The 23812-nt window shown below is 68.7% G+C and carries 22 protein-coding genes and 1 riboswitch; of the genes, 8 read left to right on the top strand and 14 right to left on the bottom strand.

The window, feature by feature from the left end:
* Positions 1 to 4: 4 nt before the first annotated feature.
* From cobW to AC07XP_RS01165, 5 genes are all read right to left on the bottom strand, one after another.
* Positions 5 to 1069 carry a cobalamin biosynthesis protein CobW gene (gene cobW, locus AC07XP_RS01185; protein WP_495263544.1) on the bottom strand — a complete coding sequence of 355 codons (1065 nt, stop codon included), beginning with the start codon at positions 1067 to 1069 and terminating at the stop codon, positions 5 to 7.
* Positions 1070 to 1183: 114 nt separating this feature from the next.
* Positions 1184 to 1861 (bottom strand): energy-coupling factor ABC transporter permease, encoded by a 678-nt coding sequence (locus AC07XP_RS01180; RefSeq protein ID WP_070061112.1) that lies wholly within the window; start codon positions 1859 to 1861, stop codon positions 1184 to 1186.
* Positions 1862 to 1934: 73 nt separating this feature from the next.
* Positions 1935 to 3473 carry a PepSY domain-containing protein gene (locus AC07XP_RS01175; protein WP_495263543.1) on the bottom strand — a complete coding sequence of 513 codons (1539 nt, stop codon included), beginning with the start codon at positions 3471 to 3473 and terminating at the stop codon, positions 1935 to 1937.
* Positions 3474 to 3483: 10 nt separating this feature from the next.
* Positions 3484 to 5508, bottom strand: a complete 2025-nt coding sequence (locus tag AC07XP_RS01170) for a TonB-dependent receptor (RefSeq protein ID WP_495263542.1) — start codon at positions 5506 to 5508, stop codon at positions 3484 to 3486.
* Between the two features lie 290 nt (positions 5509 to 5798).
* A riboswitch (cobalamin riboswitch) is annotated at positions 5799 to 6081 on the bottom strand.
* An 81-nt stretch (positions 6082 to 6162) separates the two neighbouring features.
* Positions 6163 to 6384: a hypothetical protein gene (locus AC07XP_RS01165; RefSeq protein ID WP_062480886.1), complete on the bottom strand. Its 222-nt coding sequence runs from the start codon at positions 6382 to 6384 to the stop codon at positions 6163 to 6165.
* A gap of 149 nt (positions 6385 to 6533) precedes the next feature.
* Here AC07XP_RS01165 and AC07XP_RS01160 point away from each other — a divergent pair, with 149 nt between their 5' ends.
* Entirely contained in the window at positions 6534 to 6941 is a 408-nt protein-coding gene (locus AC07XP_RS01160) for a hypothetical protein (protein WP_070061115.1), read from the top strand.
* Here AC07XP_RS01160 and AC07XP_RS01155 read toward each other — a convergent pair.
* The gene (locus tag AC07XP_RS01155) at positions 6911 to 7789 is read right to left on the bottom strand and encodes an EI24 domain-containing protein (RefSeq protein WP_495263541.1); all 879 of its coding nucleotides are present in this window, start codon (positions 7787 to 7789) and stop codon (positions 6911 to 6913) included. The two genes, AC07XP_RS01160 and AC07XP_RS01155, sit on opposite strands and share 31 nt — an antisense overlap.
* Positions 7790 to 7894: 105 nt before the next feature.
* Positions 7895 to 9598 (bottom strand): cation:proton antiporter domain-containing protein, encoded by a 1704-nt coding sequence (locus AC07XP_RS01150; protein WP_095745794.1) that lies wholly within the window; start codon positions 9596 to 9598, stop codon positions 7895 to 7897.
* A gap of 183 nt (positions 9599 to 9781) precedes the next feature.
* On the opposite strand from AC07XP_RS01150, the gene katG reads away from it, so the two are divergent.
* Entirely contained in the window at positions 9782 to 12040 is a 2259-nt protein-coding gene (gene katG, locus AC07XP_RS01145) for a catalase/peroxidase HPI (protein ID WP_495263540.1), read from the top strand.
* 104 nt (positions 12041 to 12144) lie between these two features.
* Positions 12145 to 12744 carry a tetratricopeptide repeat protein gene (locus AC07XP_RS01140; protein WP_495263539.1) on the top strand — a complete coding sequence of 200 codons (600 nt, stop codon included), beginning with the start codon at positions 12145 to 12147 and terminating at the stop codon, positions 12742 to 12744.
* A gap of 67 nt (positions 12745 to 12811) precedes the next feature.
* On the opposite strand, the gene AC07XP_RS01135 is transcribed toward AC07XP_RS01140, so the two are convergent.
* Both AC07XP_RS01135 and phbB read right to left on the bottom strand, forming a co-directional pair.
* Positions 12812 to 14155, bottom strand: a complete 1344-nt coding sequence (locus AC07XP_RS01135; protein WP_495263538.1) for a dicarboxylate/amino acid:cation symporter — start codon at positions 14153 to 14155, stop codon at positions 12812 to 12814.
* 157 nt (positions 14156 to 14312) lie between these two features.
* Entirely contained in the window at positions 14313 to 15050 is a 738-nt protein-coding gene (phbB, locus tag AC07XP_RS01130) for an acetoacetyl-CoA reductase (RefSeq protein ID WP_062480872.1), read from the bottom strand.
* Between the two features lie 204 nt (positions 15051 to 15254).
* Here phbB and AC07XP_RS01125 point away from each other — a divergent pair, with 204 nt between their 5' ends.
* From AC07XP_RS01125 to AC07XP_RS01115, 3 genes are all read left to right on the top strand, one after another.
* Complete coding sequence (locus AC07XP_RS01125) at positions 15255 to 15902, top strand: DJ-1/PfpI family protein (RefSeq protein ID WP_390343221.1); 648 nt, start codon at positions 15255 to 15257, stop codon at positions 15900 to 15902.
* Between the two features lie 80 nt (positions 15903 to 15982).
* Positions 15983 to 16507 (top strand): CinA family protein, encoded by a 525-nt coding sequence (locus AC07XP_RS01120; RefSeq protein WP_495263537.1) that lies wholly within the window; start codon positions 15983 to 15985, stop codon positions 16505 to 16507.
* Complete coding sequence (locus AC07XP_RS01115) at positions 16504 to 16926, top strand: GNAT family N-acetyltransferase (RefSeq protein ID WP_495263536.1); 423 nt, start codon at positions 16504 to 16506, stop codon at positions 16924 to 16926. Before AC07XP_RS01120 ends, AC07XP_RS01115 begins: the two co-directional genes overlap by 4 nt.
* A gap of 47 nt (positions 16927 to 16973) precedes the next feature.
* On the opposite strand, the gene AC07XP_RS01110 is transcribed toward AC07XP_RS01115, so the two are convergent.
* From AC07XP_RS01110 to AC07XP_RS01090, 5 genes are read right to left on the bottom strand one after another with little or no spacing between them, the layout of a single operon-like run.
* Positions 16974 to 17978 (bottom strand): tripartite tricarboxylate transporter substrate binding protein BugD, encoded by a 1005-nt coding sequence (locus AC07XP_RS01110; protein ID WP_495263535.1) that lies wholly within the window; start codon positions 17976 to 17978, stop codon positions 16974 to 16976.
* A 30-nt stretch (positions 17979 to 18008) separates the two neighbouring features.
* A complete protein-coding gene (locus AC07XP_RS01105) occupies positions 18009 to 18899 on the bottom strand; it encodes an HpcH/HpaI aldolase/citrate lyase family protein (RefSeq protein ID WP_495263534.1) in 891 nt (296 codons plus the stop codon).
* Positions 18896 to 20077: a CaiB/BaiF CoA transferase family protein gene (locus AC07XP_RS01100; RefSeq protein WP_495263533.1), complete on the bottom strand. Its 1182-nt coding sequence runs from the start codon at positions 20075 to 20077 to the stop codon at positions 18896 to 18898. The genes AC07XP_RS01105 and AC07XP_RS01100 overlap by 4 nt, the downstream gene beginning before the upstream one ends.
* 24 nt (positions 20078 to 20101) lie before the next feature.
* Complete coding sequence (locus AC07XP_RS01095; protein WP_495263532.1) at positions 20102 to 20992, bottom strand: HTD2 family dehydratase; 891 nt, start codon at positions 20990 to 20992, stop codon at positions 20102 to 20104.
* A 35-nt stretch (positions 20993 to 21027) separates the two neighbouring features.
* Positions 21028 to 22011: a Bug family tripartite tricarboxylate transporter substrate binding protein gene (locus tag AC07XP_RS01090; protein ID WP_495263531.1), complete on the bottom strand. Its 984-nt coding sequence runs from the start codon at positions 22009 to 22011 to the stop codon at positions 21028 to 21030.
* A gap of 149 nt (positions 22012 to 22160) precedes the next feature.
* On the opposite strand from AC07XP_RS01090, the gene AC07XP_RS01085 reads away from it, so the two are divergent.
* Complete coding sequence (locus AC07XP_RS01085; RefSeq protein ID WP_495263530.1) at positions 22161 to 23072, top strand: LysR family transcriptional regulator; 912 nt, start codon at positions 22161 to 22163, stop codon at positions 23070 to 23072.
* 532 nt (positions 23073 to 23604) lie between these two features.
* Positions 23605 to 23790, top strand: coding sequence for a hypothetical protein (locus tag AC07XP_RS01080; protein WP_495263529.1), 186 nt, complete (start codon positions 23605 to 23607; stop codon positions 23788 to 23790).
* Positions 23791 to 23812: the final 22 nt, after the last annotated feature.

Raw genomic sequence — 23812 nt, 5'->3', positions numbered from 1 at the left:
GCGGTCAGGCGGGAACGGCCGCCACGCCTTCCAGTGCCTTGCGCAGCGCGCCTTCGTCCAGGTCTTCACCGATGAACACGAGCCGCGTGCGCTGCGCCTCGCCATCGCGCCAGCGGCGGTCGAAGTGGTGGTCGAAGCGGCGGCCCACGCCCTGCACCAGCAGGCGCATCGGCTTGTGCGGCACGGCGACGAAGCCCTTCACGCGGTAGATGGTGTGCTGTTCGACCAGCGCGGTCAGCACGGCGATGAGACCGTCGCGGTCCACGGGAGGCAGCTCGATCACGAGCGAGTCGAACTCGTCGTGGTCGTGGTCTTCCTCGTGGTCGTGGTGGCTCTCGCGCAGGTGGATGGTGCTTTCGGCGGCGCGGCCCTGGCCCAGCAGCAGCGCGAGCGGCAGCTTGCCTTCGATGGCGCCGACGATCTTCACCTCGGGCGGCAGCTCTTCGCGCACCAGTGCCTCGACCTGCGCGCGCGCGGCGGCGTCCATGAGGTCGGTCTTGTTGAGCACCACGAGGTCGGCGGCCGAGAGCTGGTCTTCGAACAGCTCGTGCAGCGGCGATTCATGGTCCAGGTTGGGGTCGGCGCGGCGCTGCACGTCGACCTGCGCGGGGTTCGCCGCGAACTGGCCCGAGGCAGCAGCGGGGCCGTCGACCACGGTGACCACCGAATCGACGGTGAAGATGTTCGCGATGTCGGGCCACTGGAAGGCCTGCACCAGCGGCTTGGGCAGCGCCAGGCCCGAGGTCTCGATGAGCACGGCGTCGATCTGGTCGCGGCGCTCGGCCAGCTGCAGCATCACGGGCAGGAACTCTTCCTGCACGGTGCAGCAGACGCAGCCGTTGGCCAGTTCGTACAGCGCGCCTTCGCGCTCGTTGCCTTCGTCGTCGCAGCCGATGCCGCAACCGCGCAGGATGTCGCCGTCGATGCCGAGTTCGCCGAACTCGTTGACCACCACCGCGATGCGGCGGCCCTCGGCATTGCCGAGGATGTGGCGCAGCAGCGTGGTCTTGCCGCTGCCGAGGAAGCCCGTGACGATGGTGACGGGGATCTTGGCGTTGCTTTGTGTCATGGAATGGATGCTTTCAGGCGCGCAAGGCGCACGGGGAATCGGGCGCGCGGCGCGTGCGTGGCGCACGCGCCGGCGAACGGCACGCCCTCTTCAACGAGGGGCAGCCGGCGCGAATCAGACGGCGCTGTACAGGCGGCGCTCGACCAGGGCCGTGCCCTGCAGGCGGCGCCAGGCCTTGGCCGCGGCCAGCACGCCCAGGTCGACCAGCGGCTCGACCAGCACGACGGTCATGTAGGCCGCGCCGAAGCTGGCGATCTGGCCGAGGTTTTCCAGACCCGTGCCGCGACCGTAGAGCGCCCAGAAGCCGACCCACACCACGATGCCGCCCTGGTAGGCCACCGACAGCTTGAAGGCCTGCTGGTAGCTGATGTCCACGTAGGCCATGTTCGCGGGAATGATGCGGCGCGCCAGCGCGGCGGTCGCGAACAGCGGCACCAGCAAGGTCGTGACGTTCATGCCGTACTGCGGCAGGTCAGGCGGTGCGAAGAACAGGCTCTGGATGAGCAAGCCGCCGGCCAGGCCGATGGCCGCGGGCGCAAGCCCGAAGAGCAGCATCAGCGTGGTGCCCAGGATCAGGTGCACCTCGGACACGCCCACGGGATGGTGCGGGAACACCTCGAAGAAACAGAACACGAGCATGATCGTGAAGGCGGAGCGCAGCAACAGGCCCACGGGGCCGTCCTTCAGCAAGGTGTCGAAGGCGACCTTGCCTGTGTAAGCCAGTGCAGCCGCCCCCGTGGCATAGCTGAGAAAGATCTTGGATCCGTCGACGAGTCCGGGTTCGATGTGCATCGCGCACCTCCTGAAATGCACCGAAGTGCGAAAGTTGATTGTTGGGGGATGGACTGGCTTGCGCAAGTCCCCGTCATGAAACCCGGGAGCCTTGCAGCCCCCGCTGAACAGGCGAAGGCTGTGGCTTGCGCCGCAGCCGCCGCCAGCCGATCACCACGCCGCTCGCCGAAGCGACAACGCCGATGACCGACAGGAACCACATCACCAGGTCCCAGGCCGGCCGGTACTGGATGAGCCAGGGAAAGTCGAGGCTGTGCGCGGCGTTGAAGAGCCAGCGGCGCAACCGCGCGTTGCGGTCGTTGCTGCCGGCCACCTGGCCGCTCGTCGGGTCGATGTAGAGCCAGCTGCGCGCGGCGTCGTCGAACTCGAGCCGCCACACGGGCAGCACGCGCGTGCGGTGGTGGCCGTACCAGTGGAAGTCTTCGTGCGTCTGCAGCGTAGCCTGTGTGATGGTGGCGCCGAGGCGCAGGCGTGCGGCGGCGCGTTCGATGTCGTCGCGGGCGATGGAAGCCGGTGCGCCACTGGCCGCATCCACCACGCGCACGCGGGCCTGCGCGTCGCGCAGCTGCAGCAGCGGCTTGCCGTCGAACCCCATCAGCAGCGCCTCACGCGGTGCGGCAGCGCCCTCGCCTGCCGGCACCACGGCCGGTGGCCAGGGGAACGGCGATGCGCCGGTGCCCGTGTAGCGCGCCATCGCGGCCGCATCGGCCGGCGCGCGCTGGAACCAGCCGTTGGGGTTCATCGAGAGCCAGCCGCTCACGATCCAGGTCAGCACGAAGAAGCCGCCGATGAGGCCGGCGATGTGGTGCCAGGCCATCCAGCCGGTGTACGGCGTGACCGCGCCGCTGCGAAAACGCCGCCGCAGCCGGATGCGCAGGATGCCGATGACGATGCCCGTCACGGCCGAGACGATGCAGGCGGCCGACAGCCACACGACCACGTCGTGCCACAGCGGCGGGTCGGCGCGCAGCGGCGTGAAGTAGATCCAATGCGGCACGGCGCCCAGCCAGTTCCAGAAGCGCTCGGCGCGCGTGGTGTCGCGCACCACCTCGCCGGTGCGCGAGGACACGTACAGCTCGGTGCCCGCCGCGTCGCCGACTTCGATGCGGTGCAGCGGGCGCAGCGGGTTCAGGCCCTGCGGCACGGTCCACTGGTCGCGCTCCAGCGTCTCGGCCCAGCGTGCGCCGGGCTGTGCGGCAAAGTCGCGGGCGATGGCCTCGGCCTGCGCCGCATCGACCGGTCCGAGCACACGGCCATCGCGCGCGGACACGGCATGCCGCCCGCCGCGCGCATCGACGATGCGCCACACGGGCTGCGCGTCGGCGCCAGCCTGCATCTCCAGCGCCATGCGCCGGGGCGGCTGCGTGCGCACCGCTTGCGGCAGCGCGTCGAGCGCGGCAGACGGCGCGACCACCGCCTGTTCGAAGCGCACCGGGGCGAGCCCCGCGAGCCGCTCTTCGTCCGTGAGGTTCGGGTACCCCACGTACATCATGACCACGCCCGAGACGAACCACATGACGAACAGCAGGCAGCCGCCGATGCCCAGCCATCGGTGCGTCCAGTACAGCGCCCGCCGCAGCGGGGGCCATGTACGTTGCCATGCGGTGCTCATGCGGCCATGCTCAGAAGGTCACGAACGCCGACAGCTCGAACGAGCGCGGACGGCCCAGCAGCCACTGGTTACCGCCGTTCGAGAACGAGACCGGGTACCTGCGGTCGGCCAGGTTGTAGGCGCGCAGCGCGAGCTTGAGCGACGGGTTCGCCTGCCAGCTCACGCCCGCGTCGGCCACGGTGTAGGAGCCGATGCGGCGCGTGTTGGCCGCATCGACCTGCCGCGCGCCGACGTGGCGCACGCCCAACTCGGCCTCCCACTGCGGCAGGAAGCGCCAGTGCAGCCACAGGTTGGCCGCCACCTGGGGCACGCCGGCCGGCGTGTTGCCCGCGCGCGAGACCAGCGACTTGCCGACCGCCTCGTTGAAGTCGTCGTAGCGCGCACGCAGCCGCGCGGCGTTGGCTTCGAGGCGCAGCGTGGAGGTCAGCGCGAGGTCGAGCGTGGCCTCGATGCCTTCGGACGACTGCTTGCCGATCTGCTGCACGACGGTCGGGTCGTTCGCGTCGCGCGACAGCAGCTTGGTCTTCTCGATGCGGTAGGCGGCCACGCTCCACGCGCCACGGCCCTCGGCCAGCTGGCGCTTGTAGCCCACCTCGACCTGCTTGCCGACGCTGAGCTCGAACGGCACCTGCGTGGTCGAGGTGCTGATGAGCCCGGTGAGCGGATCGGCTGCGCGCGCCACCTGCGCATAGAACGACTGCGCGGCGTCGGGCGCGTAGACCACGCCCAGGCGGCCCGTGGCGTACTCGAAGGTCTTGTCCAGGCGCGGGGCGCGGTTCTGCGGATCGGTGCGCACGATCTTCGCGTGGTCCCAGCGCAGGCTGCCGACCACCGACCAGTGCTCGTTGAAGGCCAGCTTATCTTCGGCGAAGAAGGCGTAGGTGCGGGTCTTGGTCTTGTAGCGCGGCAGGTAGGGAGTGGGCGAAGCGTAGGTGCCGGGGTTGAAGACGAAGGCATCGACCACCGAGCGCCCGCCGTAGGGCGTGTCGCTCGAATTCAGGAAGTCGATGCGGTTCACATCGAAGCCCACCAGCACCTGGTTCTTCAGGCCGAACAGCGCGTGCTTGAAGGTGGCGTCGGTGCGGTTGCCGATCTGTTCCTGGTCGTGGCCGATCTCCAGGTAGTCGCCGCGCGTCACGCGGTTCGTGGTGGCGCTGTAGGTGTAGGTTTCGCTGTCGCGCCAGTGGCGCTTGCTGTCCAGGCGATAGAGCTGGTTGCGCACGGTGACGGCGTCGTTGGGCGTCCACTGCGCATCGAGGCGGGTCCAGCGGTCGCGGTACTTGACCTCGGCGTCGTCGAGGTTGTAGTTCTGTTCGCGGTTCAGGCTGCTCACGCGGCCGTTGATGAGCGGCACGCCGAAGTAGCGCTGCGGCGTCTGGCGGCCCTCGTCGTGCGAGAGCGTGAACTGCAGCCGCGGCGACACATCGAGCCGCACCGCGCCGCCCACCGCCAGGCTCTCGGCCTCGCCGCGCCGCATGAAGCCGTCGGTCCTGCGGTGGCTGATGTCGAAGCGGTACGACAGCATGTCGTTGATCGCCCCGCCGCTGCCGAAGGCGACCTGGCGCGTGGCGTCGGAGCCCCCGCTCACGAGCGCCTCGTTGCGGATCGGGCCGCGCGTGGGCTTCTTGGGCACCACGTTGATCGCGCCGCCGATGGCGCCCTCGCCGAACATCACCGAGGCGGCGCCGCGCAGCACCTCGATGCGGTCGGTCGACCAGGTGTCGAACGGGAAGGTGACGGTGCCCGCGCCCACATACAGGCGCGTGCCGTCGTACAACTGCATCACCGAGCCGTGGCCGTTGAAGCCGCGCGCCGACAGCGACGAGCCGCCATTGCCCGGCGCGGGCGAGCCCGTGATGCCGGTGGCGCGGCTCGCGGCCTCGACCACCGACACGTCGCCGCGCGCGCGGATCGCGTCGCCGGTGAGCACCTCGATGCTGGCCGGCGTTTCGAGTGGCGTGAGGCCCAGGCGGCTGCCGGTCTGCGTGGGTTCGTCCAGGGCCAGCGGCGTGTGGCGGCTGGCTTCGACCTGCACGGGCGTGAGGCTGGGGCGACCGGTTGTGTCGCCCGATTGGGCCAGGGCGGGCCCGCAAGCGAGGCCAAGCCCCAGCGAAAGACCTGAAAGACCCGAAAGGCGCGCCCGTTGCAGGGGCGGGCCCGAGCGATCGCGCGGCGGCGATGCAATGCGATTCATCCGACTTCTCCTCCAGCCTGCGTCCCCGCAGGCTCCTGACCGATCGCGGACGCCAAGGGAGAAGAGACGAGGGGCGGTGCCGTTTCGCGCGAGGGAAAAGCGGCAGGCCCGGACACGCACTCCCGCAGCATCCGAAGGCGGTTGCGAAGGCCGGTATCCGGGCTCGCGGAGTGCGTCGGGGTGCAATGCATGCACCTCGGCGCCGAAGCCCTCGCCTTCCCACGCCGAAGCGCAGTGGCTGCCCCAGCGAAAGATCGCCGGGGCCTGAGGGTGTCGATGTCCGCTGACCGTTGCGGGGGCAGCGCAGGAATGGAAGGGTCGTTCGAAAAAACGACGCCTCGCACCTGCTTCCCGTTTAACCCCGCCGCCAATCCTGTGACTGGTCGTGCAGGGCACCTTCGAACCGTGGGGTGTTGGACGACACCGGTGTGAACCAATGTTTCCAACCGCCGGGATTATAGGGAGCGCCCTGCGGCGGCGCCCTTGCGGGCCCCGTCAGACGGGTTTGCCGTCGGGCCCGAACAGCCGCCGCAGCACCGCCACGCCGGCCACCAGCGCGTTCGAATACGTGGCGTAGGGCTCGTGGGCGGCTTCGAGCGGCACGTACACATGGGTGGAGTCGCCGGGCGAGCCGTCCACGGCCTCCATCAGCACCCAGTAGAACTCCCCTTCTTCCAGTTCGTGGACGGTGAGTGCGATGTCTCTCGGCGAAGGCATGACGGTCAGAAATGAAACAGGGAATGAACCCGCCTTTGAACGGGCAAGGGGCTGGCGCGGTTGTCAGTACTAGGGCTTCTCCTACAGTGCATGGACGCCGCGCGGCCTAATGTTAGGGGTGGGGAGTTGCATCAGAACAAGGAGTCAGCATGAAACATTTCACGCTTGAACCCAACATGCGCGCCGCCTTCGGTGGCGCGTTCTACCCGACCGGTTACTCCCTGGTGATGTTTCCGAGCGTCGAAGACGCCAGCCGCATCGGCCACGGGCTGATCGCGAAAGGCATCGTGAGCGGCGACGAGGTCTACCTGATACCGGCCGAAACCGTCCTGGCGGAAATCGCGCCGACCGTGCATGCCTCGCACAGCCCCCTGCCCTCCGCCGGCACCGACGGCGACACGGTGCGCGCCTTCATCCAGCTGGCCCACGAAGGCCACACGGGCCTGCTGATCCGCACCAAGGACGGCGCCATCGCCGAGCGCGTGATGGAACTGGTGCGTACCGTGCCCTACTCGATCGCCGAGCGTTATCGCACGCTGGTGATCGAGGACCTTTGAGCGCTGGCCGAAGCGTCGGTCAAGGCGTCGGTGTCAGCCCGGCGCTGTGCCTCCATACCTCGGCAGCCGAGGTGGCAGGTGCCTGCGCCCAGCAAGGCGGGCAGCAGTAGATTCACCACCGGCACGAGCGCCAGCAGCAGGATCAGAACGCCGAACGCCACCATCGCACCGCGCTGGCGACGCACGACCTGCATGCGCTCCTCGCCGTTCGCGATGCCGGCGAGCGCGGGCGCCAGCAGGAAGCGCACGTTGAGGTAGGCGAGCAGCAGGAACAGCAGCACGCCGTTGATCACCGGCACCAGCAGGCACAGCAGCATCCCCAGGCTCGCGCCCAGCCAGGGCCCCAGCCATCCGCGCACGCCGACCAGCAAGCCCGAGGACTCGGGCCGTGACTGCAGCAGCGCCGGGTAACGCGCCTGCACGCGCTCGCGCACCGGGCCCAACACCACCCAGCGCAACGCCAGCCGGATGGTGGCGACGATGACGCCGACGTACATCACCACCAGCACCACGACCGTGAGCAGCGCCGCATAGAGCAGCAACATCGCCAGCGCAGGGGCGATGCCCGCCATGCCCGCGATGCTCCCCCCACTGCCTCCCGTGCCGGGCAGCAGGCCGAGCACCGCCCCGCCCATCACGATGAAGACCGACACCACCCCGGCCGCCATGCCGATCGGCTGAAAGTGACGGTAGAGCACCCAGCTCCACACCGTGAAGACCAGCAGGCACAGGCCCGCGGAACGCAGCGCGATGCCGGGGCGCAGGCTGGAGCGGAAGGCCAGCGCGAGGCAGACCAGGGACTCGCGCACCGCGCCGAGCAACGAATGCCATCGGGCTTTCAGTGACATGGGATCAGAAAAAGGAGAAATCGATGAAATATGCGGGCGCACGCCTTGGCCGAGGAACGGGCTCCTCGGCCGACGCGCGCTGCAACAGGAGGAATCGACCGGCCCTCAGGCCGGCACTGCCATCGCGGCGGCGCGCTGCACCACATCGCGGGCCATCGCCTGGGCGAGTTCCTGTTCGCCCAGGAACACCTTCGCGTCGGTTTCGGCGGCCAGCAGGCGGGCTTCCTGCTCGTTGTGGCTGCGCACCACGGTCTGGATGGTGGGGTTCAGCGTGCGCGCGGTTTCGATCATCTGGCGCACGTTCATGGCGTCGGGCGTGGCCACCACGAGCACGCGGGCGCGCGCCACGTGCGCCTGGATCAGCACCGCCGGATCGGCCGCGTCGCCCCACACGGCCGGGATTCCGGCCTCGCGCAGCTTCTCGACCAGCTCGCGGTTCTGCTCGGCCACCACGTAGGGGATGTCGTTGGTCTCGAGCTCGGCGGCGATGCGCCGGCCCACCCGGCCGTAGCCGACCAGCACCACCTGGCGCGACAGGTACTTGGCCTCGGTGGTCATCGGCAGCTCGGCCAGCGGGTCGCTGCGCGCGTCCAGCTCGCGCGCAAATTTCGAATGCGCGTGCAGCCATTTCTGCAGCGGCGCGATGAGGCTGAACCACAGCGGGTTGGTGGCGATGGAGATCAGCGCGCCCGCCAGCACCAGGCTCTGCCCTTCCACCGGCAGCAGGCCGAGCGACACGCCCAGCCCGGCCAGGATGAACGAGAACTCGCCGATCTGCGCCAGGCTCGCGCTCACGGTGAGCGCGGTGGCCAGCGGGTAGCGGAACACCAGCACCAGCGCGCAGGCCGCGAGCGACTTGCCCAGCACGATCACCAGCACCACAGCCAGCACCTGCAGCGGGCGCTCCAGCAGCACCGAGGGGTCGAACAGCATGCCGACCGACACGAAGAACAGCACGGCAAACGCATCGCGCAGCGGCAGCGACTCCTGCGCCGCGCGGTGGCTGAACTGCGACTCGCGCATGACCATGCCGGCGAAGAAGGCGCCCAGCGCGAACGACACGCCGAACAGCGCAGCCGAGGCGAAGGCGATGCTCACGGCCGCCGCCACCACGCACAGCGTGAACAGCTCGCGCGAGCCGGTGCGCGTGACCTGCCAGAGAATCCACGGGAACACGCGCCGCCCCACCACCAGCATCAGCACCACGAAGCCGCCGACCTGCAGCAAGGTGAGGCCCAGCGTCTGCCAGACGGGGTCGCCGCTGGTGTCGACCTTGGTGCTGCCCAGCGCACCCGCCAGCGGCGGCAGCAGCACGAGCACCAGCACCATCGCGAGGTCTTCAACCACCAGCCAGCCCACCGCGATGCGGCCGGTGAAGGAATCGAGGATGCCCAGGCTCTCGAGCGCGCGCAGCAGCACCACAGTGCTCGCCACCGACAGCGCCAGCCCGAACACCAGCGCCGTGCCCCAGCTCCAGCCCCACCACATGGCCAGCCCGCCGCCGAGCAGCGTGGCGACCGCGATCTGCGCGATGGCGCCGGGCAGCGCGATCTTGCGCACCGCAAGCAGGTCGGCCAGCGAAAAATGCAGGCCCACGCCGAACATCAGCAGCATCACGCCGATCTCGGCCAGTTGTGCGGCAATGCCCGCGTCGGCCACGAAGCCCGGCGTGAACGGGCCGATGATCACGCCCGCCAGGAGGTACCCCACCAGCGCCGGCAATCGCAGCCGCGCCGCGAGAAAGCCGAACACCAGCGCCAACCCCAGGCCGGCGGCAATCGTATTGATGAGGGAGACGCTGTGGGGCATCGGTCCATTTTGCAGGAACGGCCCCCAACCTTTGAAGCCCGCAGGCTTCTACGGGCCTGCGTCTACACCCCTACGGAAGCGACGCGAACTATCGTAGGCATAAAGCACTTCTATTCGCATCGACACCTTTCTCATCCAGAATTTGAGCGGTCCCCCCGTCCCCCCAACAACAGGAGCCTCCCCATGAGCAACGAGAAAACCGAAGCGAAGTGCCCGTTCAGCCAGGCCACCGGCGCCGGCACCACGAACCGCGACTGGTGGCCCGAGCAGCTGCGCCTGGACCTGCTGCACCAGCACTCCTCCAAATCCGATCCCCTGGGCGCCGGTTTCGACTACGCCAAGGCCTTCCAGAGCCTCGACCTGGCCGCGGTGAAGAAAGACCTCGCCGCGCTGATGACCGACTCGCAGGACTGGTGGCCCGCCGACTTCGGTCACTACGGCCCGCTCTTCATCCGCATGGCCTGGCACAGCGCCGGCACCTACCGCATCGGCGACGGCCGCGGCGGCGCCGGCCGCGGGCAGCAGCGCTTCGCGCCGCTCAACAGCTGGCCCGACAACGTGAGCCTGGACAAGGCGCGCCGCCTGCTGTGGCCGATCAAGCAGAAGTACGGCCAGAAGATTTCCTGGGCCGACCTGCTGATCCTCACCGGCAACGTCGCGCTCGAGACCATGGGCTTCAAGACCTTCGGCTTCGGCGGTGGCCGCCCCGACGTGTGGGAGCCCGACCAGGACGTGTACTGGGGCCGCGAGAAGACCTGGCTGGGCGGCGACGTGCGCTACGCACAGGGCTCGCCCGGCGTCGAGAAAGACCGCGGCGTGCTCGTGAAGGACGACGACAGCAAGGTGCCGCACAGCCGCAACCTCGAGAACCCGCTGGGCGCCGTGCAGATGGGCCTGATCTACGTGAACCCCGAAGGCCCGGACGGCAACCCCGACCCGATCGCCGCGGCCCACGACATCCGCGACACCTTCGCCCGCATGGCCATGAACGACGAGGAAACCGTGGCGCTCATCGCCGGCGGCCACACCTTCGGCAAGACGCACGGCGCGGGGCCGGCCTCGAACGTCGGCAAGGAACCCGAAGCCGCCGGCCTCGAAGACCAGGGCTTCGGCTGGAAGAACAGCTTCGGCACCGGCAAGGGCGGCGACACCATCACCAGCGGCCTCGAAGTGACGTGGACGACCACGCCCACGAAGTGGAGCAACAACTTCTTCGAGAACCTGTTCGGCTACGAATGGGAGCTGACCAAGAGCCCCGCCGGCGCGCACCAGTGGGTGGCCAAGGGCGGCGCCGGTGCCGGCACCATCCCCGACGCGCACGACGGCTCCAAGCGCCACGCGCCGACCATGCTCACGACCGACCTGTCGCTGCGCCTGGACCCGGCCTACGAAAAGATCTCGCGCCGCTTCCTGGCCAACCCCGACCAGCTCGCCGACGCCTTCGCGCGCGCCTGGTTCAAGCTCACGCACCGCGACATGGGCCCGCGCGCCCGCTACCTCGGACCCGAGGTGCCGGCCGAAGAGCTGATCTGGCAAGACCCGATCCCGGCCGTCGACCACCCGCTGGTCGACGCCAACGACGTCGCGGCGCTGACGAAGAAGGTGCTGGCCTCGGGCCTCACGCCCGCGCAGCTGGTGTCGACGGCGTGGGCCTCGGCCTCCACCTTCCGCGGCTCCGACATGCGCGGCGGTGCCAACGGCGCCCGCGTGCGGCTCGCACCGCAGAAGGACTGGGCCGTCAACCAGCCCGCGCAGCTGGCCCAGGTGCTGAAGGTGCTCGAAGGCATCCAGAGCGAGTTCAACGCGGCGCAGACCGGCGGCAAGAAGATCTCGCTGGCCGACCTGATCGTGCTGGCCGGCGGTGCGGGCGTGGAACAGGCCGCGCGCAATGGCGGCCGTGAAGTGAAGGTGCCCTTCTCGCCGGGCCGCGCCGACGCCTCGCAGGAACAGACCGACGTGCCCTCGTTCGAGCCGCTGGAGCCCGCAGCCGACGGCTTCCGCAACTACCTGAAGGGCCGCTACAGCGTGCCCGGCGAAGCGCTGCTGATCGACAAGGCGCAGCTGCTCACGCTCACGGCGCCCGAGATGACGGTGCTGGTCGGTGGCCTGCGCGTGCTCGACACCAACGTCGGCCAGACGCGCCACGGCGTCTTCACGAAGACGCCCGGCACGCTGAGCAACGACTACTTCGTGAACCTGCTCGACATGGGCACGGAGTGGAAGGCGGTGTCGGACGCCAAGGAAGAGTACGAAGGCCGCGACCGCAAGACCGGCGCCCTCAAGTGGACCGGCACGCGCGTCGACCTGGTGTTCGGCTCCAACGCGCAGCTGCGGGCCATCGCCGAGGTCTACGGCGCGTCCGACAGCCAGCAGAAGTTCATCGACGACTTCGTGGCCGCCTGGACCAAGGTGATGAACCTGGACCGCTTCGATCTCGCCTGAGGCGGGGCGCCAGCGCCGTCCGCGCCCCGGGGCCCTGCCCCGCGGGCGCGGACTCCCATGAACGAGGTATTCGTTTTTCGGGCCGGGCCACTAGATTCGGCCCCATGAAATTCGCGAAGGCATGGCTTGCCGCCGGCGTCATCCTGGCGGCCTCGCAGTTCGGCGCGCTGTACGCGCAGGACGGCAACCCCGAATGGCGCGCGCTGCGCCAGGAACTCGTGCAACGCATCAACGCCAACTGCTACGACGTCGGCACGCTCGAGCTGGCGCAGCTGGTGCTGCAGACGGCGCAACGCACGGGCGGGGCCGAGTCCGCCGACGCGGCCCTCAGCCTCGTGCTGCTGGCCCACGTCCACCAGCGGCAGGGGCAGCTGACGCGGGCCGCGCAGTCGTACTCGGCCGCGCTCGCCATCCAGGAAAAGACCGCCGGGCCGGACAGCCCGCGGGTGGCGTTCACGCTGAGCGCGCTGGCCGGCCTGCACTATCGCCGCGAGGCCTTCGACCAGGCCATTGCGCTGTACGAACGCGCCCTGGCGATCCACGAGAAGCAGCGGCGCCCCGACGCACACGCGGTGCTGGTCAGCCGGCAAAACCTGGCCGCGGCCCATCGCGCCCAGGGCGCCTACGCCAAGGGCGCCCCGCTGTACGAACGCGAGCTCGACGCCAGGGCGCAGCCGCTGCTCGCGGTGGCCCTGGTGCACTGACGCGCACTGAAGCGCACCGAAACGCGCCGCACCGCACCGAAACGCGCGGGCCGGCGCCCTGCTCCCGCTACTGCGCCATCTTCGATTCGCGCGCGTTCACCAGCTCCTCGGGCTCCTGCGACTCGACCCAGCTCTCGTTGTTGAGCCCGGCCTGCAGCCGCTCGGTGTCCAGTTCATTCGTCCACTTGGCGACCACGATGGTGGCCACGCCGTTGCCGATCAGGTTGGTGAGCGCGCGGGCTTCCGACATGAAGCGGTCGATGCCCAGGATGAGCGCCAGCCCCGCCACCGGCACATGCCCCACCGCCGACAGCGTGGCCGCCAGCACGATGAAGCCGCTGCCCGTGACGCCAGCCGCCCCCTTCGAGGTGAGCAGCAGCACGGCCAGCAGCGTGATCTCCTGCGTGAGCGTCATCGGCGTGTTGGTGGCCTGCGCGATGAACACCGCCGCCATCGTCAGGTAGATCGAGGTGCCGTCCAGGTTGAACGAGTAGCCCGTGGGAATCACCAGCCCCACGCAGGTCTTGTGGGCGCCCAGGTTCTCCATCTTCTCCATCATGCGCGGCAGCACCGATTCGCTGGACGAGGTGCCCAGCACGATCAGCAGCTCTTCCTTGATGTACTTGATGAACTTCCAGATGCTGAAGCCGTGAAAGCGCGCAATGAGCCCCAGCACCACGAAGATGAACAGCAGGCAGGTCAGGTAGAAGGTGCCCATGAGCTTGCCCAGCGACAGCAGGCTGCCCAGCCCGTACTTGCCGATGGTGAAGGCCATGGCGCCGAAGGCGCCGATGGGCGCGAGCTTCATGATGTAGTTGACGATCACGAACAGCACGTGCGAGCCCTTCTCGATCACGTCGAACACCAGCGTGCCGCGCCCGCCGAAGCGGTGCAGCGCAAAGCCGAACAGCACCGCGATGAGCAGCACCTGCAGGATCTCGCCCTTGGCGAAGGCATCGACCACGGTGGAGGGAATCACGTTGAGCAGGAAGTCGACCGTGCCGGTCATCTTGCCAGGGCCGGTGTAGGCCGCGATGGCCTTGGTGTCGAGCGTGGACGCATCGATGTTCATGCCCGCGCCGGGCTTGAGCACGTTGACCAGCACGAGGCCGACCACCAGCGCGATGCTGCTCACGATCTCGAAGTACAAGAGCGCCAGGCCGCCGGTCTTGCCGACCTTCTTCATGTCTTCCATGCCGGCGATGCCGACCACCACCGTGCAGAAGATGATCGGCGCGATGATCATCTTGATGAGCTTGATGAAGCCGTCGCCCAAGGGCTTCATCGACTCACCGAGCGAGGGGTAGAAGTACCCCAGGAGCACGCCGACGATCACCGCGGTGATCACCTGCGCGTACAGGGAACGGTAAAGGGGGAGCTTCCTGGGTACTGTGCTTGTTGTATGTGCCATGACTGCCTCCTGAAAAGATGAAGGAAAAACGCTGAAAAAAGGGTTCGTGCCGGGTTGCTTTCGATGGTTGAAGTCGTGTGTCCTGTGGGAGTGGTTCCGGCCCAAATGAAAAAACCCGCCGAAGCGGGTTTTTGTTTTCAGGGCGTGGCGCGCATGCTCAGTGCATGTGGAGGCCGCCGTTGACCGAGAAGTCGGCCCCGGTGCTGTAGCCGCCTTCGTCGGTGGCGAGCCACGCGATGATGGAAGCGATTTCGCTCGGCTCGCCCAGGCGCTTGACCGGGATCGTGGCCACGATCTTGTCGAGCACTTCCTGGCGGATGGCCTTGACCATGTCGGTGCCGATGTAGCCCGGGCTCACCGTGTTCACGGTGACGCCCTTGTTGGCCAGCTCCTGCGCCAGCGCCATCGTGAAGCCGTGCATGCCGGCCTTGGCCGCCGAGTAGTTGGTCTGGCCGGCCTGGCCCTTGGCGCCGTTGACCGAGCTGATGTTGATGATGCGGCCCCAGCCCTTTTCGACCATGTCGCCCACCACCTGCTTGGTGACGTTGAACATGCTGTTGAGGTTGGTTTCGATCACCGCGCTCCAGTCCTCGGGGGTCATCTTGAGGAACATGCGGTCCCGCGTGATGCCGGCGTTGTTGACGAGCACGTCAATCGCCCCGTGGGCCGCCTTGGCGGCGGAGAAGGCCTCGACGGTGGATTGCCAGTCGCCGACATTGCCGACCGACGCGTGGAACTCGAAGCCTTCGGCTTTCTGTTCGGCCAGCCACTTGGCGTAGTCCCGCGTGGGGCCGCAACCTGCGACCACGGTGAACCCGTCCTTGTACAGACGCTGGCAGATGGCTGTTCCGATGCCACCCATGCCTCCGGTGACATATGCAACTTTCTTGCTCATGAGATTTCCTTGATTGAAGCTAGCAAAAAGCCTGAACGGCCGCCTTCACTCTAGCCATTTTCAGGCCACACAACTCTGAGGGAGAACACTGAGCCAAGCTTGCAACCAGCTGTCACGGACATCACCTCGGCGGCACTCTATATGCTTGCGGCTTCGCGCCCGTGACACGGCCCCTGCCGGCCACCCCACCAGGAGTTCGCACGCATGAATTTCGCAATCGTCGTCTTCCCCGAGGTCGAGGAGCTCGATTTCGTCGGTCCCTGGGAAATGCTCACCATGTGGAGCAAGCTGGCTGGCGGCCCCGCCAACTGCCTCGTGGTGGCGCAAACGCATGGCCCGGTCGTCTGCGCCAAGGGGCTGTCGATCAACCCGCATGTCTCGTTTGCCGACTGCCCGCCGCTCGATTTCGTGCTCGTGCCCGGCGGCATGGGCACGCGGCGCGAGGTCGACAACCCCGCCATGGTGCAGTTCCTGGCCGCGCAGGCGCCCGGCTGCAAGGCGCTGCTGTCGGTGTGCACCGGCGCCTTCGTGCTGCATGCGGCCGGCCTGCTCTCGGGCCGCACCGCGACCACGCACTGGGGATCACTCGACCGCCTGCGCGCGCTCGGCGACGTGAAGGTGGTGGAGCAGCGCTTCGTGCAGGACGGCCATGTCTGGACCTCGGCCGGCGTCTCGGCCGGCACCGACCTGATGCTCGCCTTCATTGCCCATGTGTCGGGCGAGGAAGCCGCGGCCAAGGTGCAGCTGCAGGCCGAGTACTACCCGGCCGACACGGTGTACGGCCACACCTCGAGCCACGAGCGCGCGCCGTCGTATGTGCGGCGGCCGGGCTCGCGCGCGGGCCTCGCCTGACCGTTCGTTCATCCGTTCACCCGTTCCCTTGATCGATCGAACGGTCGGTCATTTCTTCCTTCTTACTTCTTTCGACCTCCATGTCCACGCCCGACCTCACCGACCTCGAACCGCTTTCCGTGCTCGCCGCCCGCGTGGGGGCGGCGCTGCGCGAGCGGCGCCAGACGGTGGCGGTGGCCGAATCGTCGGCCGGCGGCCTGGTCTCGGCCGCCCTGCTCGCGTTGCCGGGCGCCTCGGCCTACTTCCTGGGCGGCGCGGTCATCTACTCGCGGCGCGCCGGCAAGGCCCTGCTCGGCCTCACGCCCGAGGACATGGGCGACATGCGCGGCGAGACCGAGCCCTATGCGCGCTTCATCTCGGGCCGCATCCGTGATGCCCATCGTTCGAAGTGGGGCATCTGCGAGAGCGGCGCGGCGGGACCGTCGGGCAGTCCGTACGGCGATGCGCCCGGGCATGTCTGCATCGCCGTGACCGGCGCGGACGGCCTCGTGGTCAGCCGCACGATCGAGACCGGCGCGACCGACCGGCCATGGAACATGGATGTGTTCGCTCGGCTGTTGCTGAAGTTGTTCGAGGAGACCTTGCTGGCGAACGGCGACGCATGACCGAGACAGTGATTTCGACCGCCTCCGAAGAAGAGGTCCGCTCCGGCGTCCTGGGCCGCCGGTTGCGCGAGTTCAACTACGGCTTCGTCGGCGAGTACCCCGATACGCAACCCGTGTGGCTGAACGCGAAGGATGCGCAGGGCCGCCTGATGGGCGGGCTGCGTGGCTTCGTGTTCCTCGAATGGCTGCGCATCGACGTGCTGTTCGTCGAGGAGGAAGCCCGGGGCACCGGCCTGGGCCGCTGCCTGCTCGCGGAGGCGGAAGCGCGCGGCAAGGCGCTGGGCGCCGGGAATGCCGCGCTCGAAACCTTCCAGTGGCAGGCGCGAGGCTTCTACCTGAAGCAAGGCTACGAAGAGTTCGCCCGCATCGACAACTACGCGCGCGGCAACTACCTCGCCTACATGAAGAAGAAGCTCTGAGCCCAGGGCATTGCGGCCCCGACCCCGAACCTCTCAAGCTGTCGCTCTCAATCCGCCTGCACCCCCGCAGCCCGGATCACCTTCCCCCACTTCTCGATCTCCGCCGCCAGGTGGCTGCGCAGCGCCTCGGGCGTGACCTTGTCCATCGGCACGGCCTCGGTGCTCAGTTCGGCGAAGCGCTTCTTCACGTTGTCGTCCTGCAGCGCGGCGCGCAGGGCCACGTTGAGCTTCTCGATCACGGCCGGCGGCGTGCCCTTGGGCGCGTACACGCCGTGCCACACCTTCACGTCGAAGCCCTTGAGGCCCTGCTCGTCGAGCGTGGGGATGTCGGGCATGCTCGACAGGCGCTTGGGCGTGGTCACGCCGAAGACCTTCACGCGCTGGCCGTCCTTGATGACGGGCGCGGTCTGCGTGGTCTGGTCGCACAGCAGGTCGACCTGCCCGCCCATGAGGTCGTTGAGCGCCGGGCCTGCGCCCTTGTAGGGCACGGTCGTCAGCTGCACGCCGATCTGGTGCGCGAAGAGCATGCCGCACAGCTGCGACACCGCGCCGATGCCGGCGTTGGCAAGCGAGACCTTGTCCTTGTTGGCCTTCACGTAGGCCAGCAGCTCCTTGAAGTTGTTGGACGGGAAGTCCTTGCGCGACAGCAGGGTCATCGGCACGTCCATGACCTGGCCGACGTACTCGAAGTCTTTCAGCGGGTCGTAGTTGAGCTTCTTGTACAGCGCGGGCGCGGTGGCCATGCCCATGTGGTGGATGAGGATGGTGTAGCCGTTGGGCGCCGCCTTGGCCACGCGGGTCGGCGCGATGGTGCCGCCCGCGCCCACGGTGTTCTCGACCACCACGGTCTGCCCGAGCGACTTGCCCATGGGCACGGCGAGCATGCGCGCCACCACGTCGGTAGGGCCGCCGGCCGAGTACGGCACGACCATCACGATGGGCTTGTCGGGCCACGCAGCCTGCGCGGCGGCGGGCGATGCGGCGGCGAGCAGGCAGGCGCCCGCCGATGCGGCGATGAGGGCTTTCAGTTTCCAGGTCTTCGTTGCGTTCACTTCTTTGTCTCCTTGTGGTTTGTCTGTGGATCAGTGCGTCACGGATGAATCGCCCGGGCCGTGAGATGCGGCCAGCGCCAGCCAGCGCTCGGCCAGCCGCACCACGGGCCCGTCGACCATGCGGCCGTCGAGGCTCACGACGCCGCCGCCGGCCGCGCGCACGGCCTCGGTGACGCGGTGCGCCCAGGCCACCTCGCCGGCCGTGGGCCCGAGCGCGGCCTGCACGGGCGCAACCTGCTCGGGATGGATGCACAGCTTGGCGCCGAAGCCGCCGCGCCGCGCGCGCGCGGTGTCGGCGGCGAGCCGCTGCGCGTCGCGCCAGTCGGGCGAGACGCCGTCGATGGGCGTGGCCAGCCCGGCGCGGCGCGAGGCCAGCACGAGCGCGAGGCGCACGGGCACCAGCTCGGCCTCGTCGGCGTCGCAGGCCATGCCGAGGTCGGCCTGGAAATCGAGATGGCCGAAGGCCAGCCGCAGCACCTGCGGCGCACCCGCGATGGCATCGAGCGCCGCGAGCCCCGCGGCCGATTCGATGAGCGGCACCAGCACGGCCTTCGGTCCGGCCGTGGCGGCCAGCCGATGCAGTTCGTCGGCATGCTCGGCCTTGGGGAGCACGACGCCAGCGATCAGGCCCTCGGCGATCCAGCCGGCCGCGCGCGCGCAGTCGTCGTCATGCCACGGCGTGCCGCTGGCGTTCACGCGCACGAGCAGCCGCCCTCGCCCTTCGGCAGGCAGCGCCGACAGCGAGGCACCGAGTGCGTCGCGCGACTCGGCCTTGCGCGCGGGCGCCACGGCGTCTTCGAGGTCGATGATCACGCCGCCCGCGCCCGTCGCCAGTGCGCGCGCATGGCGCTCGGGCCGGTCGGCCGGCACGAAGAGAAAGGCGCGCGCAAGAGCGAGCGCGGTGTTCGCGGGCCCGCTCATACCGCGCCGGCCGCGCGCAGCGCTGCGATCGCGTCGTCGCCGCTGCCCAGGCTGCGCAGGATGGCATCGGTGTGCTGGCCGACTGCGGGCACCGGGTCCATGCGGTAGTCGAACGCGCTCTGACGACCGGCCGGCAGCAGCGCCGGAATGTCGCCGGCCGGCGAGCCCACCTGGCGCCAGCGCTCGCGCGCCTGCAGCTGCGGGTGCGCCCACAGCCCGGCCATGTCGTTCATGCGCGCATTGGCGATCTGCGCGGTGTCGAGCCGTTCGAGCACCTGCGCCGCACTGAGCGCGCCGAAGGTGTCGACGATGAGCGTGCGCAGCGCCTCGCGGTGTTCGTTGCGCCGCGCGTTGCTGTCGAAGCGCGGGTCGCTCGCGAGCTCGGGGCGCAGCAGCACCTTGTCGCAGAAGGCGCGCCACTCGCGCTCGTTCTGCAGGCCCAGCATCACGGTGCCGCCGTCGCCCGCGGGGAACGGACCGTAGGGATAGATGGTCGCGTGCGAGGCGGCGCTGCGCGGCGGCGGCGGCGCGCCGTCGTAGGCGTAGTACATGGGGTAGCCCATCCACTCGGCAAGCGATTCGAGCATCGACACGTCGATGTGCGAGCCCTTGCCCGTCTTGCCGCGCTGCATCAGCGCCGCGAGGATGCCGGTGTAGGCGTACATGCCCGCCGCGATGTCGGCGATGGAGTTGCCCGACTTGCACGGGTCGTCGGGCGTGCCCGTCACCGAGAGAAAACCGGCCTCGCTCTGAATGAGCAGGTCGTAGGCCTTCTTGTCGCGGTACGGGCCGTCTTCGCCGTAGCCCGAAATGTCGCAGACGATGAGCGCAGGGTGCTTCTCCTGCAGCACCTGCGCGCCCAGGCCCATGCGCGCGGCGGCGCCGGGCGCGAGGTTCTGCACCAGCACGTCGGCACCGGCCACCAGCTCCTGCAGCACGGCGAGCGCGGCGGGTTGCTTGAGGTCGAGCGTGAGGCTTTCCTTCGAGCGGTTGACCCACACGAAGTGCGAGGCCTCGCCGTTCACGCGCTCGTCGTAGGCGCGCGCAAAGTCGCCGCCGCCGGGGCGCTCGACCTTGATGACGCGCGCGCCGAGGTCGGCGAGCTGGCGGGTGCAGAACGGCGCCGCGATGGCGTGTTCGAGCGAGATGACGGTGATGCCGTCCAGGGGTCTGGTCATGGGCTTCTTCTTTCTTTCCTTGCGTCAGGCGAGCACGGCCGTGGCCTGCATCGTGAGCCAGCCGTCGGCGTCTTCGCCCCACAGGCTGAAGGTCTTGCCGTCGGTGCTGCCTTCGGCGGGCTTGCCGTGCACGCGGAACGGCGCGATGTCGAAGGTCGGGCGCACGGCGCGGAACTCGAAGCGCGCCAGCTGCGCATCGGCCGGCGCGTTGCGGCGCAGCAGGTCGACCAGCAGCGTCGCGATCAGCGGCCCGTGCACGATGAGGCCCGGGTAGCCCTCGACCTGCGTGACGTAGCGGCGGTCGTAGTGGATGCGGTGGCCGTTGAAGGTCAGCGCCGAGTAACGGAACAGCAGCACGTCGTCGGGCACGAGGTCGCGGCTGAAGGTGGCGTCCTTCGGTGCGGGCGTAGGCGGCGGCGCGGGCTCGCCGGGCGCGGCGGCGGCGCGGTAGACGATGTCGTGCTCTTCGGTGAGCGCCAGCCCGCGCGCGTTGCGCACTTCATGGCGCACCAGCACGAACACCAGCTCGCCCGTGCGGCCGGCCTTGTGCGTGACCGAGGCGATGGTCGACGTGCGCTCGACCGCATCGCCCACCTGCAGCGGATTGCCCGGCTCCCACGTCAGCCGGCCGCCGGCCCACATGCGGCGCGGCAGCGGCACGGGCGGCAGGAAACCGCCGCGCTTGGCATGGCCGTCTTCGCCGATCTCCGACTGGCGGTGGTGCGGCAGGAAGTAGAGCCAGTGCCACAGCGCAGGCAGGCGCGTGCCCGCCTCGGGCAGCGGGTCGTCGCGGTCGAGCGTGGCGGACAGGCCGCGCACGGGCGCGGCCGTGAGGTCGTCGCGCAGCGTTTCGGTGCGGCCCTGCCAGGCCTGCAGGCGCGCGAGGGCTTCGACGTCGATCAGGGGAGAAGTCATGTCGTGTGTGTCGGGAAGAAGGATGAGTGGCGAGGTCAGTCGACCGCGGCGCCCGAGGCCTTGACGATGCGCGCCCACTTGGCGAGGTCGGCATGCAGCAGCGCCGAGAACTGCTCGGGCGAGGTGGGCGCGGCGATCTCCACGCCCTGCTGGTCGAGCTTGTCGCGCAGGTCCTTGGCCGCGAGCGCCTTGCGCGTGGCGTCCTGCAGGGTGGCGAGCACGTCGGCGGGCACGCCCGCGGGGGCGAACAGGCCGATCCACAGCGTGCCGTTGTAGCCCGGCACCTGCTCGGCGATGGCGGGCACGTCAGGCAGCACGGGCGAGCGTTTTTCGCCGCTCACGGCCAGCGCGCGCAGCTTGCCGGCCTTGATGTGCGCCAGCGCCGAAGGCAGGCTCGCGAACACGATCGGCAACTGCCCGCCCAGCACGTCGTTGATGGCAGGCGCCACGCCCTTGTAGGGCACGTGCTGCAGCGAGATGCCGCCCATGCTGTTGAGCATTTCGCCCAGCAGGTGGTTGAGCGTGCCGTTGCCGGCCGAGGCGTACTGGTAGCTGGCGCCCTTCTCGCGCGCCAGCTTCAAAAATTCGGCGAAGTTCTTCGCGGGAAACGACGGGTTCACCAGCAGCACGTTGGGCACCGCGCCGATCAGGCCGACGGGCTTGAAGTCTTTCTCGGGGTCGAAGCCCGGGTTCTTGTAGAGCGCGGGGTTGATGGCCTGGCTGCTGCTGATCGTCATGAGCAGCGTGTAGCCGTCCTTCGGACCCTTGGCGACCAGCTGCGTGCCGATGTTGCCGCCCGCGCCGGGGCGGTTGTCGACCACGACGCTGGCGTTGTTCAACACCTCGCCGAGCTTCTGGCCCACGAGACGGCCGACGATGTCGTTGGTGCCGCCCGCGGCCTGGGGCACGACGAGCGTGATGGGGCGCGAGGGGTAGGTCTGGGCGGTGGCCGGGTTGGTGGCCAGCAAGGCGGTGGCGATGAGTCCGAAAGCGAACAGCGCGCGGGCGCGGAATCTCATCGGGGCAGAGCAACGGACTTTTAATCCGCTGGTGGTTGGCTTGTGTTGTGTCTCCATCGCCGCATGGTCTTCTGCCTACCCCGCCGGCGCAATCTGCGATTTCGGAAGCCAGGCTTCTGAAATTCCGAAGGCTTGACTACCATCGCCCCATGCTCTTCGACCTCACCGACCTGCGCCTGTTCGTGGCCACGGCCGAACTCGGCAACCTCACGCGGGCGGCCGAGCGCCAGCACCTGTCGCTGGCCGCGGCCAGCGCGCGCATCAAGGCGCTCGAGACCCAGGCCGGCCTGCAGCTGCTGCAGCGCGAGGCCCGCGGCGTGCGCCTGCTGCCGCCGGGCGAAGCCTTCCTGCACCATGCCCGGCTGGTGCTGCACCAGGCCGACCAGCTGCGCGCCGACCTGCTCGAGTACGGCGGCGGCCTGCGCGGCCACCTGCGCGTGTTCGCCAACACCACGGCGGTGACCGATTTCCTGCCCGAGATCCTGCCCGGCTTCCTGGCCGCCAACCCGCGCATCAACGTCGACCTTCAGGAAAAACCGAATGCTCAGATCCCGCGCGGCGTGCGCGACGGGCGCGCCGACATCGGCATCGTCGCGGGCCAGATGGACACGCTGGGCCTGGACACCATCCACTTCAGCACCGACCGGCTGGTGCTCGTCACCTCGCGCCAGCACCGCTTTGCGCGGCGGCGCCGCATCTCGTTCGCCGAGACGCTCGACGAAGACGCCATCGGCATGCAACAGGGCAGCACGCTGCAGGCCTTCCTGGGGCAGATCACCGACCACCTGGGCAAGCGCCAGAAGCTGCGCATCCAGCTCGGCAGCTTCGATGCCATGTGCCGGATGATCGGCAGCGGCGTGGGCATCGGCGTGGTGCCCGAGTCGGCCGCGCGGCGCAACCAGGAGAGCATGGGGCTCGCGCTGGTCGAGCTCAGCGACCCGTGGTGCGTGCGCAAGCGCTACCTGCTCGTGCGCGACCGCGCCGCCCTGCCCGTCTACGCCCAGGCGTTGGTCGAGACCTTGTGCAAGCACTACGCCGAGGCGCAGGCCGAAGCCGGCTGACGGCCCGATTTCCGGCCAAAAACAGGCACTTGCAGGCGGCTTGTGAGAAACCCGATGTCTTCCCCATTTTCTGTGCACAACTTTGGGGGTAAGTCAGGGGCAGCGTTGTAAAGCGATTGCAAGTTGTTGTTTTATAAGGGGAATAGTTAGTCTGCTTAAAATTTTTGCAGTGCACAAGTCTGGCGACCGATGGGTCCCAAAATGGCTCTAAAACAGGAAAGTCAAGCGAAAAAACAGGGGGTTGCCTGTGCTAGGCCGCCCTTTGAAACCAACGACTTGCCGCCGGTTGTGAAGAAGTCCGCTTCAATCCCCACTTTCTGTGGGCAACTTTGGGGGTAACTGGGGTGGAGCTTTGTAAAACGAATGCAAGTTGTTGTTTTACAAAGGGATTCCACACATTGCTCAATTTTTGAGCGGTGAACAAGAGCGTCAGCCAGTTGGGGGACCGCCGCTCAAATGAATCCAAAGGTTCTCAGCACACCGAATCGGGTCGATGCGAGGCGCGAAAGAGGGCCGCTACAGTCGCCCTGACATGCTCGAAGCCCTCAGCTCCCCTTGGTCCTGCCTCGGCGCCGTTGCCGGGCTGCTGATCGCCCTGCTGGTTCACTGGCTGGCACCCGTCGGCATCGACACGGTGCACGCCGGCGCGTGGCTGGTGGGCATCGGCTGGCTCGCAGGCCTGGCCTGGGACCTCGTGGATTCGGACCGCTCGAAGTAAGCCGCAGGCGAGCGCCCCGACA

This window comes from Variovorax sp. GW531-E2 (assembly GCF_059423125.1).
This window is presented reverse-complemented; position numbering and strand designations above follow the sequence as displayed.